Annotated in this window: 13 protein-coding genes and 1 tRNA gene; 7 read left to right on the top strand and 7 right to left on the bottom strand. The window is 68.4% G+C overall.

Annotated features, from left to right (window positions below):
* Positions 1-66: 66 nt before the first annotated feature.
* The 3 genes from QMG61_RS11800 to QMG61_RS11790 all read left to right on the top strand — a co-directional run bounded on the left by QMG61_RS11800 (position 67) and on the right by QMG61_RS11790 (position 3,429).
* Complete coding sequence (locus QMG61_RS11800; RefSeq protein WP_283494522.1) at positions 67-2,298, top strand: HelD family protein; 2,232 nt, start codon at positions 67-69, stop codon at positions 2,296-2,298.
* Positions 2,299-2,359: 61 nt separating this feature from the next.
* Positions 2,360-2,545 (top strand): hypothetical protein, encoded by a 186-nt coding sequence (locus tag QMG61_RS11795; RefSeq protein ID WP_283494521.1) that lies wholly within the window; start codon positions 2,360-2,362, stop codon positions 2,543-2,545.
* 110 nt (positions 2,546-2,655) lie between these two features.
* Positions 2,656-3,429 carry an HAD-IIB family hydrolase gene (locus QMG61_RS11790; RefSeq protein ID WP_283494520.1) on the top strand — a complete coding sequence of 258 codons (774 nt, stop codon included), beginning with the start codon at positions 2,656-2,658 and terminating at the stop codon, positions 3,427-3,429.
* Between the two features lie 42 nt (positions 3,430-3,471).
* Here the strand turns inward: QMG61_RS11790 and galU are convergent, their stop codons facing one another.
* On the bottom strand, positions 3,472-4,365 hold the full coding sequence (galU, locus tag QMG61_RS11785) for a UTP--glucose-1-phosphate uridylyltransferase GalU (protein WP_283494519.1): 894 nt from the start codon (positions 4,363-4,365) through the stop codon (positions 3,472-3,474).
* Between the two features lie 339 nt (positions 4,366-4,704).
* On the opposite strand from galU, the gene QMG61_RS11780 reads away from it, so the two are divergent.
* Positions 4,705-5,805 (top strand): LCP family protein, encoded by a 1,101-nt coding sequence (locus QMG61_RS11780; RefSeq protein ID WP_283494518.1) that lies wholly within the window; start codon positions 4,705-4,707, stop codon positions 5,803-5,805.
* Positions 5,806-5,946: 141 nt separating this feature from the next.
* Here the strand turns inward: QMG61_RS11780 and QMG61_RS11775 are convergent, their stop codons facing one another.
* A complete protein-coding gene (locus QMG61_RS11775) occupies positions 5,947-6,501 on the bottom strand; it encodes a VanZ family protein (protein WP_283494517.1) in 555 nt (184 codons plus the stop codon).
* 196 nt (positions 6,502-6,697) lie between these two features.
* Between QMG61_RS11775 and QMG61_RS11770 the strand changes: the two genes are divergently transcribed.
* A complete protein-coding gene (locus QMG61_RS11770) occupies positions 6,698-7,711 on the top strand; it encodes an LLM class flavin-dependent oxidoreductase (protein ID WP_283494516.1) in 1,014 nt (337 codons plus the stop codon).
* A gap of 60 nt (positions 7,712-7,771) precedes the next feature.
* Here QMG61_RS11770 and QMG61_RS11765 read toward each other — a convergent pair whose 3' ends face one another.
* From QMG61_RS11765 to QMG61_RS11750, 4 genes are all read right to left on the bottom strand, one after another.
* Entirely contained in the window at positions 7,772-9,241 is a 1,470-nt protein-coding gene (locus QMG61_RS11765) for a DHA2 family efflux MFS transporter permease subunit (protein WP_283494515.1), read from the bottom strand.
* Between the two features lie 117 nt (positions 9,242-9,358).
* A tRNA-Pro gene (locus QMG61_RS11760) sits at positions 9,359-9,432 on the bottom strand.
* A 188-nt stretch (positions 9,433-9,620) separates the two neighbouring features.
* Positions 9,621-10,598, bottom strand: a complete 978-nt coding sequence (locus QMG61_RS11755) for a metallophosphoesterase (protein WP_283494514.1) — start codon at positions 10,596-10,598, stop codon at positions 9,621-9,623.
* Positions 10,595-13,138 (bottom strand): transglycosylase domain-containing protein, encoded by a 2,544-nt coding sequence (locus tag QMG61_RS11750; protein ID WP_283494513.1) that lies wholly within the window; start codon positions 13,136-13,138, stop codon positions 10,595-10,597. Before QMG61_RS11750 ends, QMG61_RS11755 begins: the two co-directional genes overlap by 4 nt.
* 51 nt (positions 13,139-13,189) lie before the next feature.
* On the opposite strand from QMG61_RS11750, the gene sp36 reads away from it, so the two are divergent.
* Together sp36 and QMG61_RS11740 are read left to right on the top strand one after the other, a co-directional pair.
* A complete protein-coding gene (sp36, locus tag QMG61_RS11745) occupies positions 13,190-13,357 on the top strand; it encodes a Sp36 family protein (protein ID WP_283494512.1) in 168 nt (55 codons plus the stop codon).
* A 2-nt stretch (positions 13,358-13,359) separates the two neighbouring features.
* Positions 13,360-13,830, top strand: coding sequence for a RidA family protein (locus QMG61_RS11740; RefSeq protein WP_283494511.1), 471 nt, complete (start codon positions 13,360-13,362; stop codon positions 13,828-13,830).
* Here QMG61_RS11740 and QMG61_RS11735 read toward each other — a convergent pair.
* Positions 13,827-15,059, bottom strand: a complete 1,233-nt coding sequence (locus tag QMG61_RS11735; RefSeq protein WP_283494510.1) for an acyltransferase family protein — start codon at positions 15,057-15,059, stop codon at positions 13,827-13,829. The genes QMG61_RS11740 and QMG61_RS11735 overlap by 4 nt on opposite strands.
* Between the last annotated feature and the right edge of the window lie 136 nt (positions 15,060-15,195).

Here is a 15,195-nt window from a genome sequence, read left to right as displayed (position 1 = left end):
TCGCTGGCCGTCGGCGGCTCCCAGCCGACTGGTCTAAACTCGAGGGTCGGATTTGAGGGGTGTTTTGTGGTCGACCAGGAGCTTCAGCGGGAACAGAACTATGTGGCCACGCTCTACGCGCGGCTGGACGCGTTGCAGCGTGAGGCCGAGCAGCAGCTGACCGCGGTGCGGCGGCTGAACGTGGGCGGCAACCACCAGGCGCGCTCCGAGCGGGACACGTTCGCCCGCCTCTACGAGGACCGCATCGTGCAGCTGCGGGAGGTTGACGACCGCCTGGCCTTCGGCCGGCTGGAAACGGCGGCTGGCGACGAGAACGAATCCGTCTACCGCTACATCGGCCGGGTCGGGCTGCGCGACGAAGACCTGCAGCCGATCCTGCTCGACTGGCGGGTGCCGCAGGCGAGCGCGTTCTACCAGGCCACCGCCGCGACACCGCTCGGCGCCCGCGCCCGCCGCCACCTGCTCTCGAAGGGGCGCAGCATCATCCGGATCGAAGACGAGATCCTCGACGCCGACCTGCTCGAGGGGGAGGCGGCCACCCACCACCAGGGAGAGGGCGCGCTGCTCGCCGCGCTCACGGCGCAGCGCACCGGGCACATGTCCGACATCGTCGCGACCATCCAGGCCGAGCAGGACCGGATCATCCGCTCCGACCTCAAGGGTGTGCTCGTGGTGCAGGGCGGCCCAGGCACCGGCAAGACCGCCGTGGCGCTGCACCGCGCCGCCTACCTGCTCTACACCCACCGGGATCGGCTCAAGCACTCCGGCGTGCTCATCGTGGGCCCGTCACCGTCGTTCCTGCAGTACATCGAGGCCGTGTTGCCGTCCCTCGGCGAGACCGGGGTGGTGCTGGCCAGCGTCGGCCAGCTGTTCCCCGGGGTTGACGCGACCCACGAGGATGCCCCGGCCGTCGCCGTGCTCAAGGGCCAGACCGCGATGGCCGGCGTGATCGAGCGCGCCGTGCGCTCCCGGCAGCGCATCCCCGAGCGGGACCAGCTGCTCGAGGTGAACGGCGACCGGGTGACCCTCACCTCCGAGCTGGTGGCGAAGGCCATCCACCGGGCTCAGACCAGCGGCAAGCCGCACAACGAGGCGCGCGTCACTTTCGTGAAGAACGCCCTCAACGCCCTGTCGCGGGAGTGGCTGGCCACGCTCAAGGCCGGCGGCGCCTCGATGGACGAGAGCGACCTCCCCATGCTGCGGGAGGACCTGCGCTCGTCGGAGGCCGTGCGGGTCGCCCTGAACACGGCCTGGTTGCCGCTCACGCCCCAGAAACTGTTGCAAGACCTCTACGCCCGGCCGGAGTGGCGGGCCTCCCTCACGCCGCGGTTCACGCCCGAACAACGTGCGTTGTTGCAGCGCCCGCGTGCTGCCGAGTTCACGATCGCCGACGTTCCGCTGCTCGATGAGGCCGCCATGCACCTCGGCGAGTACAACGTGGTCGACGCAGCGCAGAAGCGCGAGCAGAAGGAACAACGGGGGCGTGACATCGAGAACGCGGAGGCGGCCATCGCGAACATGGCGGTGAAGGGGCTCGTGAACGCGAAATCCCTCGCCGACAACTTCGCCGAGCTGGGCGACCGGGCCACCACCGCCGAGCGCGCCGCCATCGACCGCACCTGGACCTACGGGCACGTGGTCGTCGACGAGGCCCAGGAACTCTCGCCGATGCAGTGGCGACTGCTGCTGCGCCGCGGCCCCCAGCGCTCCTTCACCATCGTCGGCGACATCGCCCAGGCCGCGTCCGCCGCCGCGGCCACGAGCTGGAAGGACGCGCTCCGGCCCGTACTCGGCTCCTCACTCGAGGCCGACCGCTGGCGCCTCGAAGAGCTCACCGTGAACTACCGCACGCCCAGCCAGATCGCCTCGGCCGCCGAGGCCATGGCGCTCGCCCACAACCTGCCGATCACCCCGGCTCGCTCGGTGCGGGCCAGCGAGTGGCCGATCGAGACGGTGACGGATGTCGTCGACGCCGTGCGCCGCGACCTCGCCATCGACGAGGGCGGCACCCTCGCGGTGATCGTGGCCCCGGCATCCATCGCCGCCGTCACCGACGTTCTCTCGGCGGAGTTCGGCGACGCCATCGGGCTCGGCGCGGTCGGCCTCACCCGGAGGGTCGCCCTGCTGACGCCGCAGGACGCGAAGGGGCTCGAGTTCGACGCCGTGGTCGTGGTGGAGCCGAATGCGATCGTGGCCTCCTCCTCCCGCGGGGTCGGCTCCCTCTACGTCGCCCTCACCCGCGCCACCCAACGCCTCTACCTCGTCACCGACGGTCCCCTGCCGGAGGGCCTCGCCTGAGTTCGCCCGTCCGCGCGGTCGTGCGTTCGCGCGGTCGCCTCGCCGGTAATCTAGCTCGCCGGTGATCGAGCTCGCGGTGATCGAGCGTGCGGTGATCGAGCGTGCGGTGATCGAGCGTGCGGTGATCGAGCGTGCGGTGATCGAGCGTGCGGTGATCGAGCGTGCGGTGATCGAGCTCGCGGTGATCGAGCGTGCGGTGATCGAGCTTGTCGAGATCCCCCAGCACCCATCGGCCAGTCCACGATGAGGGATCACCCAGCGCTCGCCTGTAGAGTTTTTCTGGCGTTGCGAATGGGTGGCGTTCCGCACCGGGGTCTGACTCCCGGTGCACTGATCCTGATAAGGGAACTACCAGAAATGACTTCACTTCCCCGGCTCGTGGCCTTCGACCTCGATGACACCCTGGCCGCCTCCAAGTCCCCGCTCGACCCGAGAATGGCGGCGCTGATGGTGCGCCTCCTCGGCGCCGTGCCGGTCTGTGTCATCTCCGGTGGCCAGATCGCCCAGTTCCACATGCAGCTGATCGACAACCTCGACAATGTCAGCGACGAGGCCCTCGCCGGCCTGCACCTGATGCCCACCTGCGGCACCCAGTATTACCGCCACGTCGATGGCGCCTGGACCCAGGTTTACGCAGAACTCCTCACCGACGCGGAGAAGGCGAGCGCCTTGACCGCGGTCGAAGCCGCCGCCCGGGACCTCGGCTATTGGGAGAGCGAGACCTGGGGCCCGATCCTCGAGGACCGCGGTTCGCAGATCACCTTCTCCGCCTTGGGCCAGGCCGCACCGGTCGCCGCGAAGAGCGCCTGGGACCCGAGCGGGGAGAAGAAGAACACCCTGCGCGAGGCCGTCCAGGCGATGCTGCCCGACCTCGAGGTGCGTTCGGGCGGGTCGACCTCGGTCGACATCACCCGCCGCGGAATCGACAAGGCTTACGGCATGAAGAAGCTCGCGGCCCTCACCGGGATCTCCCTCGACGAAATGCTCTTCGTCGGCGACCGGCTCGACGAGAACGGCAACGACTACCCGGTGAAGGCGCTCGGGGTCGAATGCTTCGCCGTGGGCGGCTGGGAAGACACCGCCGCGTTCCTGGAAACGCTGATCCCGCGGCTCGAGGCCGACGCACTCTGATCCGAGTACAGATCCGCGCGGTCTGATTCGCCTGCGGGGGGTTCAGCCCAGGGTGGTGACGAAGTCCCGCAGCCAGGGCCGCAGCTCGGGGCCGAGGTCGTCGCGGTCGATCGCGAGCTGAACGATGGCCTTGATGTAGTCGAGGCGGTCGCCGGTGTCGTAACGGCGGCCGCGGAAGATGACCCCGTAGACGCCGCCGGTGGCCTCGGGGGTGGTCGCCATTTCCTGCAGGGCGTCGGTGAGCTGGATCTCGTTGCCCTTGCCGGGCAGGGTGTGCTCGAGCACCCCGAACACCTCGGGGCGGAGCACATACCGGCCGATGATGGCCAGGTTCGACGGGGCATCCGCCGCGCTGGGCTTCTCGACCAGTCCGGTCACCCGCACCACGTCGGGGTCGTCCGTCTGTTCGACCGCGGCCGCACCGTACAGGTGGATCTGCGAGGGATCGACCTCCATCAGGGCGACGATGCTCGCGTTGCGCTTGCCCTGCTCGGTCAGCATCGTGGTCAGCAGCGGGTCGCGGGCGTCGATGATGTCGTCCCCGAGCAACACGGCGAACGGCTCGTTGCCGACGTGCATCTTCGCGCGGAGCACCGCATGGCCCAGCCCGAGCGGGTCGCCCTGACGCACATAGTGGATGTCGGCCAGCGTCGTCGAGTGGTTGACCTTGTGCAGTCGCTCGTGATCGCCCTTGCGCTCCAGGATCGCCTCGAGCTCGGTCATCCGGTCGAAGTGGTTGGCGAGGGCATACTTGTTGCGGCCGGTGATCATCAACACGTCGTGGAGGCCGGCGGCGACTGACTCTTCGACCACGTACTGGATGGCCGGTTTGTCGACCACGGGAAGCATCTCCTTGGGCATCGCCTTCGTCGCGGGAAGGAATCGGGTGCCCAGCCCAGCGGCGGGAATGACGGCCTTCGTTATCGGAGCGCTCATGGGTTCACCATATCGAGCGGATGTTACCGGCGAGTCACATTCCGAAACCAATGATTCGGGCGGGATCTGCCTGGCATTCGCGGCGTGGCCGGCCGGTTCGGGGGAGTCTCGTCCCATTCGGGGGGCGACCCATTTCCAATCGGGGGGTACGGGGCTATGGTGGACTAACCGTTTACCCGAAACGGCAGCTGGAGGCAACCCGAATGCCAAACGTGCCCCGTACGCCGCGCCTGAAAACACGCCTTTTGTGGAGCGACGAACCACCCTCAAGATCCGACCGGCAGGCCGATGCTGCGCCGACCGGCTTCTGCGCTCCTGCCCGGGAGACCGAGGGCGCTGATGTCTGAGACGCCCGTCCTGCCGCGTAAACGCCATCCCTGGCGCATCGCCTGGGGTGTCGTCGGGGCTGTCCTGCTGCTGCTCGTTTCTCTCGGCGGCGTCTACGCGTTCACGCTGACCCGCGCGTTCGACGCCCAGACCGAGAAGATCACCAACGCCTTCCCCGAGGATGCGCTGCGTCCGCCCGTGGCACCCGCCGCGGGCCCCGCAGCCGCCGACCCGAACGCGCAACCCGGCATCGAGCCCGGCGCGGCGGCACCGGCACCCGGCGGTGACGTGCCGGTGGCGCAGGCCCAGAACATCCTGTTGCTGGGCTCCGACACTCGCGGCACGACCGGGCGAGACCTGGCGGGCATCCGTGGCGAACGCTCGGACACCATCATGGTCGTGCACGTTCCCGCCGATCGCAAGAACCTCTATGTCATGTCGATCCTTCGGGACAGCTGGTTGGAGATCCCCGGGCATGGCACGGCGAAGATCAACGCCGCGCTCTCCTGGGGAGGAGTGCCCCTGGCCGTGCAGACCGTTGAATCGCTTCTCGGTGTGCGAATCGACCACGTGGCGGTCGTCGACTTCGCCGGTTTCAAGGGAGTCACCGACCTGGTCGGCGGGGTCGACATCAGCAACCCGATCGGCTTCAACTCGTACCACCTCAAGGGGCACTACTTCGAAGAGGGTCCGCTGCACCTCAACGGCACGGAAGCCATGGCGTTCGCCCGGGAGCGCTACGCGTTCGCCGACGGTGACTTCCAGCGAGTGCGCAACCAGCAGCTCATCATCCAGGCGGTGCTCGTGGCGATCATGCACAAGTCCGTGCTGGCCGACGTCGGGAAAACCACCAGCCTGGTCAACTCGGTGACGCCGTTCCTCGCGGTCGACGAGGGCCTCACCTCCGCCTACCTGACCGGGCTGGCCTGGGAGCTGCGCGCGGTGCGCGAGCCGGAGGTCGAGTTCTTCACCATGCCGACCAACGGCACCGGCACCTCGAGCGACGGGCAGTCGATCGTGAACATCGACTGGTCGGGGCTCACGGCGGTGCAGAACGGGTTCAAGACCGACACCCTGGGCTCCTACCAGCCGTCGGTACAGACGATGGGATGACCGCCGGCGGAGTCCGCCGACCTGACAGAGGGTTCCCGGGGCGCATGGCGCTTGCGGGACAGCCGGGGAGCGCTCATCGGGTTGGGCGCTTTCCGGTCAATATTCCGGGGCGAGCGGTCGCAGCGCTCCGTCGATTGGCGACTAGCGGAAGGGGTCCGGCCGGGATGTCTGGTGGTGCAGCAGAAGCACGAACAGTGCCAGCGCAGTCCCGATGATCGCGCCCGTGCTGTTCGCGATCACGTCGTTGACCGTGGCGAATCGGGCGGGCAGGAACACCAGCTGGCCCAGTTCGATCCCGCAACTCACCCCGAAGCCGGCCAGCGGACCGAGCCACCAACGCCGGCCACCGGCCAGGATCACCAGGAACAGCCCGACCGGCACGAACAAGACGATGTTCGCCGAGAACTCGATCACGTCGTAACGCACCCATGCCGGCGCGCCGTGTCGTTGGAGAAGGTCGAGGAGCCCGACGAGGGAGCCGTGGGCGTCCCGGTCCACCGGGGTCGGCCAGAACGCGATCAGCGCGAGTGCGACCAGATAGGCGACGAAGAGGCCCACCGCCCAGCGGTGCAGGGCGGGGCGACCGGGCGCGTCGGGATGGGAGACGAGGAGGCGGAGTCCATCCCTGGTGAGCGAGGAGGGCAGGGTGTCCACCGGGTCAGCGACGGGGGGAGCGGCGAGGCGGTCTTGCGTCATGCGACTACCTCCGGGGCTGGGCGGTCAGGTCCAGTCGGCGGTGTCGGGTACTGACCGCAACACTGCAGATTGCCCCACCTTAGACGCACCCGCTGGAAGGATCAAGACGGCCCCGCCGGGCGTTCCGCTTCGACGCCGCGGCGAATCCGGCCCTGGCCGGGGAATCAAAATGCCCGGCCGTGGGTTGGGATGGGTGATGAAGACACTACCGATCAACGTGCTCGACCTGGCCAGCCGCCCCGCGGGCGGCACGAACGCGGATGCGGTGGCCGGCAGCATCCGTCTCGCGCAGGTCGCCGAGGACCTCGGCTACGACCGCTTCTGGGTTGCCGAGCACCACAACATGCCGGCGATCGCGTCGAGCGCGCCGCCCGTGCTGATCGCGGGCATCGCGGCGCGCACCGAGCGCATCCGAGTGGGCTCGGGCGGGGTCATGCTGCCCAACCACGCGCCGCTCGTCGTGGCGGAACAGTTCGGCACCCTCCGTGCCCTCTACGGCGACCGGATCGACCTCGGCATCGGGCGTGCCCCCGGCACGGATGGCGCCACCGCCCTGGCCCTGCGCCGCAGCGCGGAGGGACTCGGCGTCGACGACTTTCCGCGGCAGCTCGTGGACCTGATCGGTTTCTTCCACGGCGGTCTGGCCGAGGACAACCCGCTGCGCGGGATCACCGCCTACCCCGGCCTCGGCGACGCCCCCGAAATGTGGCTGCTCGGCTCCAGCGGGTTCAGCGCCCAGGTTGCCGGCGTGCTCGGGCTGCCGTTCACCTTCGCGCACCACTTCGCCGGCGACGGCACCGAGGCCGCGCTCGCCGTGTACCGGGACCGGTTCGAGCCGAGCGCTTTCCTGGCCGAGCCGCACGCCATGATCGCGGTCGGCGTGATCAGCGACGATGACGCGGAGGTCGTCCGCCGCGAATCGCTGGCCGGCCTGATCACCTTCATCCGGATGCGCCAGGGCAAGAAGCCTGCACCCGTGTCGATGGAGGAGGCGCTCGCCTACCGGTTCTCGCCCTACGAGCAGGAGCTCGTGCAGACCCGCAACCGGAGGCAGGCGGTCGGCACTCCCGACCAGGTCGAGGCCGCGCTGACGAGTCTGCTGGGATCAACGGGTGCCGACGAGCTGATGGTGAGCCCTCAGGCATCCAGCCTGGCCGGACGCATCCGCACCCTCGAGATCGTGGCCGCCCTCCGCGCGCCCCGCCGCTGAGTTTCGGACAATGCACCTCCACGGGGCGTGCGAACGTGCGTTGTCCGCGACTCAGCGGGGTCAGTAGCGGGCGTCGACCCGTTTGGGCAGCACGAAGACGAGCAGCAGTGCGAGCACGCTGAACGCGGCGCTCACGCCCATAGCGGCGGTCGCGCTGGTGGTGAACGCCTCCGCGAGGGCTGCCGGGCCGGGGCCGGAGACGACGAGGGTGCCGAACAGCACGCTGCCGATCACGGCGATGCCGATCGCGCTGCCGACCCGCTGCATCACGCCGACGACGCCGCTGGCCGCGCCGGCTTCGGTGCGGTCCACGGTCGCCACGATGAACTGGGCGTTCGGCGCGATGAAGAATCCGCTGCCCAGCCCCGCGATCGCCAGTGGCGGCAGCAGCTCCCAGTTCGTGATCTCCGGGCCGATCAGGAGCAGGGCGAGCCAGATCCAGACGAGCCCGATCGTGACCGCCGCGACGCCGATGATGAGCACCGTGCGGCCGAGGCGCTGCGCCAGGCGGTTGCTCTGCGAGGCGCCGAGGATCGTGCCGAATGCGAACGGGATCGACACCAGCCCCGACTCGAGCGCGGTGTGGCCGAGGCCGGCCTGCCAGAGAATCGAGATGGTGAAGAAGATGCTGGTGAATGCCGCGAAGTAGACGAGAGCGAGCACAATGCCGCCGGTGAACGCCGGATGCCGGAACAACCGCGGCGGAACGAGCGGGCTCCTGCCCCACCGGGTGAACATGACCTCCCAGACTCCGAACGCGACGACGAGCAGCGCGCCGGATGCCAGGGTGAGGTAGGTCCAGAGCGGCCAGCCCTGATCCTGACCCTCGATCAGCGGCACGAGAAGCGCGACCAGCCCGGCGGAGATGAGCACCAGGCCGACCCAGTCGATGCCGGACCTGGCCTCGCCCGCCGGTCGTTCGGAGCCCGACGGCAGCAGCAGAGCCGCGGCGATCAACGCGGCGACGCCGATCGGGAGGTTGACCCAGAAGACCAGGCGCCAACCGTTTTCGTTGCCGAAGGCCTCGATGATCAGCCCGCCGAGGATGGGCCCGAGCGCGGTGGAGACGCCGATGACCGAGCCCATGATCGCGAAGGCCTTCCCGCGCGCCATCGGCGGGAACAGGAGCTGGATCACGGCGGTGACGGCCGGCACGAACATGCCGCCGGCGAGCCCCTGGACGACGCGGGCGATGATCAACTGGAGATCGTTCTGGGCGAGGCCACAGGCGAGGCTCGCGAGGGTGAAGAGCAGCAGGCCGGTGAAGAAGACCCACTTGTGGCCGATCCGGTCACCGAGGCGCCCGGCAGGGATGAGCGCGAGACCGAAGGCGAGGGCGTAGCCGGAGATGATCCAGGAGAGCGTCGCCTCGGAGGCATCCAGGCTCGTGCGGATCGTGGGCAGCGCCACGTTGACGATGGTCGTGTCGAGCAGGGCCATGAACATGCCGGCCAGCAACACGATGAGGGCCTGCCACGCGTGGCGCGGGATGACCACGGCGGCCCGCGCCGCCTGGGTGCTGTCTGACATGGTCAGTGGTCCTTTCGGCTTGTGCGCCCGCACAGATCGCGGGACGGAGGAAGTGGAGCACACTGCATGTGAATGCACAAAACCCCCACTCCGTAGAGTGGGGGTTTCATGTATTTGTCGGGGTAACAGGATTTGAACCTGCGACCTCGTCGTCCCGAACGACGCGCGCTACCAAGCTGCGCCATACCCCGATGGCCCGTAAGCCTTGTCAAGTATAACCCCACTCGGGAGGTTGGTCTCGACAGGCCCGACCGCCGGGGGTGCGGGGGTCTCGACGGGCTCGACCACCGGGGTGCGGGGGTGCGGGGGTCTCGACGGGCTCGACCACCGGGTGCCGGGGCGGGGCCGAGCGCGGGGCGGTGGTCGAGCTCGTCGAGACCTAGGCGGACGTGAGCGTGAGCAGGGTCGCCTCGGGCGGGCAGGCGAACCGCACCGGGGCGTAGATCGACGTTCCCAGGCCCGCCGACACGTTGAGGTAGGCCGTGTGCAGGCCGGAATCCCACAGGCTGAGTCCCTTGACCTGCTTGCGCGGGATGTCGCAATTGGTGACCAGGGCGCCGAACCTGGGCACGCAGACCTGACCGCCGTGGGTGTGCCCGGCGAGGATCAGCTGCGCTCCGTGGTTCACGAAGGAGTTCAGCACGCGCTGGTACGGTGCGTGCACGACACCGATGGTAAGCGTCGGCCGGGGCGCGGCGGCTTCTTCCGGGTCGGGCCAGGACTCGTCGGCGAGAGGATCGTTCGCGCGCAGGTCGTCCACGGCCCGGGTGATCAGGTCCAGCCGGTCGCGCTTGATATGCGGGTCGTCCACGCCGAACAGCTCAAGGTGGGTGCCGTTGATGTCCAGCGCCTCGGCCGTGTTGTTCAGGTCGGTCCAGCCGAGGTTCGCGAAGACGCGGTGCAGGCTGTCCGTGTCGAGCTTCTGGTGCATCGCGCCCCGAAGCTTCGAGGGCGCGGAGAAATAGCGGAACGGGTTCTTGAAAATCGGGCCGAAGAAATCGTTCGAGCCGTTGACGAAGATGCCCGGGATGCCCGTGAACGGCTCGAGCGCATACTCGATTCCGGAGATCCCATCTTCGTGACCGAGGTTGTCGCCGGTGTTGACGACGAGGTCGGGCCGGAGATCGGCGAGGCCGCGCACCCAGTCCTGCTTGTCGCGCTGCCACGGCGCCATGTGCAGGTCGGACAGATGCAGCACCTTGATCGGGTCCGAACCGGGAGCGAGCACCGGAACGGTGACCTCACGCAGCGTGAACAGGCGGCGTTCGACGAGGGAACCCCAGGCGAACGCGGCGAGCCCCGCCGCGGCGGCGGCCCCGAGGCTCACCGCAACGGCCTGGCCGGGGGCGCGCGTCATCCCTTGTCCTTCGGTACGGCACCGAGCTTGCCGACGACGATCGTCACCTCGCCGCCGGGCGCGGAGCCCGACCCGGCCGCGGGGGTCATTGACAGCACCGTTCCGACCTGTTTGGGATCGGTGACGTCCTGGTCGGTCTTCTTCACGGCGAAGCCCTTCAGTGCGGCTCGCGCCTCAGCCTCGGTTTTGCCGACGACATCGGGCACGATGACCTGGGAGCCGTTGCTGGAGAACACCGTGACGGTCGAACCTCGACCGGCGGTGGTCCCGCCGGCGGGGTCGGTCCTGGCGACGGTCCCGGCGGGCATCTCGGAGTCGGTGACGCCGCCGTCGGCGAAGCTGAAGCCGGCGGACTCGAGGGTGGACCGGGCATCCGCCATGGACTTGCCGCGCAGATCAGGGATCGGGATCTGCACTGCCTGGAGCACCTTCGTCGGGGGCTCAGCGAACGCGTCGCCACCGTATCTGGCGTTCGCGACGCTCATCACGGCCGGCCACATCCGGTGACGGGCGGTAGCGGCCGTTCCAGTGGGGAAGTCCACCTGGCGTTGGTTGATGTCTCCGGTGACGCTGACGACACCGACGACGGTGGCGACCTTGCTGCTCGCCCCGCTCATCCAGGTGTCCTTGTTGCCGTCGGTCGTACCGGTCTTACCGATCATCGGGACGCGCGGCGAGGTGCCGGCATTGGACGCGGTGGCCGTGCCCTCTGTCATCACACGCTGCATGGCATACGTCATGCCGGCATCGACGGCGGGGTCCACGGATTGCTTGCAATCAGACTTCGGCGCGGCGAGCTCTTTGCCGTCCGGTCCGGTGATTCTGTCGATCGCAACCGGGCTGCAGGTGATGCCGTTGTTGGCGATCCCCGCGAAGGCGACGGCCATGCTCAGGGGCGCGATCTCGTTTGTGCCCAGCACCGCCGATGCCCCCTGCTCCAGTGGGTCGCCGTCGGCCCGGTGCACGCCAAAGTTTTCGGCCGTCTTACGGATGCCGCACAGGTCGAGTTTCTTGGCCATCCCGATGAAGCCGGTGTTGATGGAGCCGATCGTGGATTCCAGCGCGCTGTAGTTCGTGCCGCTCTCGTTGGCGTCGTTCTTGGGGTTGTAGCCCGGGAACGACTGGGGGCCGAGGCAGCTGTCCTTGAACGTGCCCCAGTCCGACTTGCGTCGGGAGTCGACGCGCTCGTTCAGGGAATGTCCCTCCGTGAGCCACTCGCCGAGGGTGAAGACCTTGTACGTCGATCCGGGCTGGAAGCCGCGCGATCCGCCCTGGTTGATGTCGGTGTTGTAGTTGACCGCGGTGGCGCTGGGGTCGGTCCCGTCAACCTGGGTGTAGTTCTTGTTCTGGGTCATCGCCAGAACTCGCCCGGTGCCCACCTGCACGCTGGTGATGACGCTTCCGACATCCCAGCCGTCGTAGGTCTTGGGCACGTTCTCGTTCATCGTGGCGACGGCCGCGTTCTGCAGGTCGAGGTCGATGGTCGTGTAGACGTTGTAGCCGCCGCGACGGAAGTTCGCGAGGCGAGTCTCCTCATCCGGACCGAAGGTCACATCGGTCTGGAGGATCTTGGTGACGTAGTCGCAGAAATACGCGCTCGTGCCGGCCGTCGTGCATCCGGTGCTCGGTTCGGTGATGACGGGTTCGATCGGCGCGGCGACCGCAGCATCGTGATCGGCCTGGGTGATCTTCTTGTACCTGAGCATCTCGCCGAGGATGTAGTCGCGACGCTGTTTGTTCGCCGCGTATCCATTGGCCGCACCGTTGGTCTCGCTGTCGGGATAGTCCAACTGGAACTTGACCGGGTTGTTGACGATCGCGACGAGGCTGGCGGCCTGCGGCAGGGTGAGCGCGGCGGCGGTGGTGTTGTAGTAGTAGTTCGCGGCGGCCTCGATGCCGTAGACCGTGCCGCCGAAACCGGTGATGTTCAGGTACTGGCGGAGGATGTCGTCCTTCGCGTACTTCTTCTCCACACCGATCGCGAACCGCATCTCCTTGAGCTTGCGATCGGGGCTCGTCTCGGTGGCGGCGTCGTAACAGACCGTGCGCTTCTTCTCGTCGGTGAGCGCCTCGCACTTCTGCACCAGCACGTTCTTCACGTACTGCTGGGTGATCGACGAGCCGCCTCGAGCCGACCCGCTGGCAATGGTGGTGACCAGGCCGGTCACCGTACCTTGCAGGTCCACGCCGCCGTGCTCGTAAAAGCGGGGGTCCTCGCCGGCGATCGCGGCATCCTTCACGAACGGGCTGATCGAGTCCCAGGCGACCTCGACGCGGTTCTGGTCGTAGAACGAGGCGAGGAGACCGGTCGAGCCGTCGTCGCGGGTGGCGTAGATGTTGCTCTTCTGCGCCAGCTGGTCGATCGCCAGGTAGTCGGGAAGGTTCTCGAAGACGTTGATCGTATTCGTCGCGGCCATGCCGGACAGGGCCAGAGCGGGGGTGACCGCGACGGTGACGAGGACGCCGGCGATGGCGCTCATCCCGACGAAACCGATGAGCCCTCCGAGCGCTCCGCTAACGGTACGATTTTTGGCAGACATACACTTGAGGTTACGGGACAAAACCTGAAAAACCGCCTGAATCGGAGCCATATGCCTGCCTGGGAGTACCTTACGACGCCGTTGATGATCCACAACACGGCCGCAATTCTTAATAACTGGGGCTCTGAGGGCTGGGAGCTGGTGCAGGTCGTCCCCGGGCCGGAGGGTGGGCTCGTCGCCTATCTCAAGCGTCCGGTTGCCGCAACGGAAGGCGCATAGACATGTCGCAGATTGAAGCGCGCCTCGCCGAACTGGGGATCGACCTGCCCAGCGTGGTGCCACCCGTCGCGTCCTACGTGCCGGCCGTCGCGAACGGGTCGCTGGTCTTCACCTCCGGTCAGCTGCCGATGGTGTCCGGTGCCCTCCCGGCTACGGGCAAGGTCGGGGACGGCCACGGCCTCGTGCCCGCCGCCGACGCCAAGGAGTACGCCCGGCAGTGCGCCCTCAACGCTCTCGCCGCCATCAAGGCCGTGATCGGTTCCCTGGACCGGATCACGCAGGTGGTCAAGGTCACCGGTTTTGTGGCATCCGACCCGTCGTTCACCGGCCAGCCCGGTGTCGTCAACGGCGCCTCGCAGGTGCTCGGCGAGATCTTCGGCGACATCGGCGTGCACGCCCGGTCGGCCGTCGGGGTCTCGGTCCTGCCGCTCGATTCGCCCGTGGAGGTTGAGTTGATCGTCTCGTTCGCTTAGCCGTTCGAGGAATCACGGAAGGGTCGCCGCGGTGCTCGGGGCGGCCCTTCCGCGCGGGAGGGGTCGGTGGCCGCGGTGCCCAGGTGGAACGGTTGCGCGAACGCCCGTCCCGCGGCGGCGGCGAGCCTCTGCGAGGGGTGCTCGACCCATCGGGTCATCAGTTGGGCCAGCACGAGGCTGAGCGGCACGGAGATCAGGGCGCCCAGCCACCAGAAATCCGGCCCGAAGAGGTTGCCGAACGTGACCACGATCGGGAAGTGCACCAGGTAGAGGCTGAAGCTCACCGTGCCCAGCCAGACCAGTGGGCGGGCGGTCAGCGGGCGTTGCAGCGGCGGCCAGAGCGCCACCGCGGCGACGATGAGCACGGCGCCCGGCACGCGCAGGGCCAGGGTCAGCTCGCCCCACGGCCCGGTCAGGAGCGGCCGCGCGAGCCAGTGCGCGATCAGGAGGAGCGGGCCGAGTGCGCTGAGGCCGATCCAGGCGGCCGTGCCCCAGCGGCGCGCGGCCAGGCGGGCGGCGCCCGCGCGCAACGACTCGTGGTTTGCCGCGAGGAGGGCGCCGAGCGCGAACGCCGGGAGGTACATCAACGGTTCGATTCCCGTGACGTAGCCGGAGGCCGAGACGGCCAGGAGCAGGGCGACCCACAGCGTGCTCCAGCGGCGGCTGGCCGCGGCGAGGATCACGCCGATCGGCAGTAGCAGCGAGAACCACATCTCCCAGGCGAGCGACCAGAGCGGCGGGTTGATGTCGGGCCGGCTGGTTTCGGTGATGATGCTCGCCTCGCGCAGCAGGTTGCCGAGCCCCAGGTTGGGGTTGTCCTGCCGGGCCAGCCAGGCGCCGCCGTCGCTGCCCCCGGTGCGGGGAAAGACGTAGATCCACGCCGCGGCCAGTCCCACGGAGATCACCACGGGAACCGCGAGACGGATGATCCTTCGCGGATAGTAGGCCAGCCAGTCGTAGCCGGGCGCGGCGAGCGGAGATCGCACGAGCACGAATCCGCTGAGCACGAAGAACACCAGCACGAACTCGGGCCCGGCGAAGAGCAGCTTCAGCGGCGACAGCGTCGTCCACCAGCCGATCGACAGGAAGTCGACGCCGGCGCTGGACTCGTAGGCGGCGGAGACGGCCGGAATGGTCATCGACACGTGGTGCACGAGCACGATCAGGGCGGCAACGCCGCGCAGGGCATCGAGGGCGACCAGTCGGCCGGGCGAGGGGGATCGCGACATTGACCCCACGCTAGGGGTGCCCCTTGTGAATTGAGTGAATCCCTCCCCGCGCCCCCGCGCGTCATCCCCGCCGCGGCGCGCCATCCATCGCCGAACTGTGAGCAAGGCCCGCCTCTGGCGGCTCCGGGCGTACTTT

Origin of the sequence: Cryobacterium sp. PH31-AA6, from assembly GCF_030063195.1 — a bacterium.
Taxonomy (GTDB): domain Bacteria; phylum Actinomycetota; class Actinomycetes; order Actinomycetales; family Microbacteriaceae; genus Cryobacterium.
Note: the sequence above shows the minus strand (reverse complement) of the source record. Positions and strands in the feature narration are given on the sequence as shown.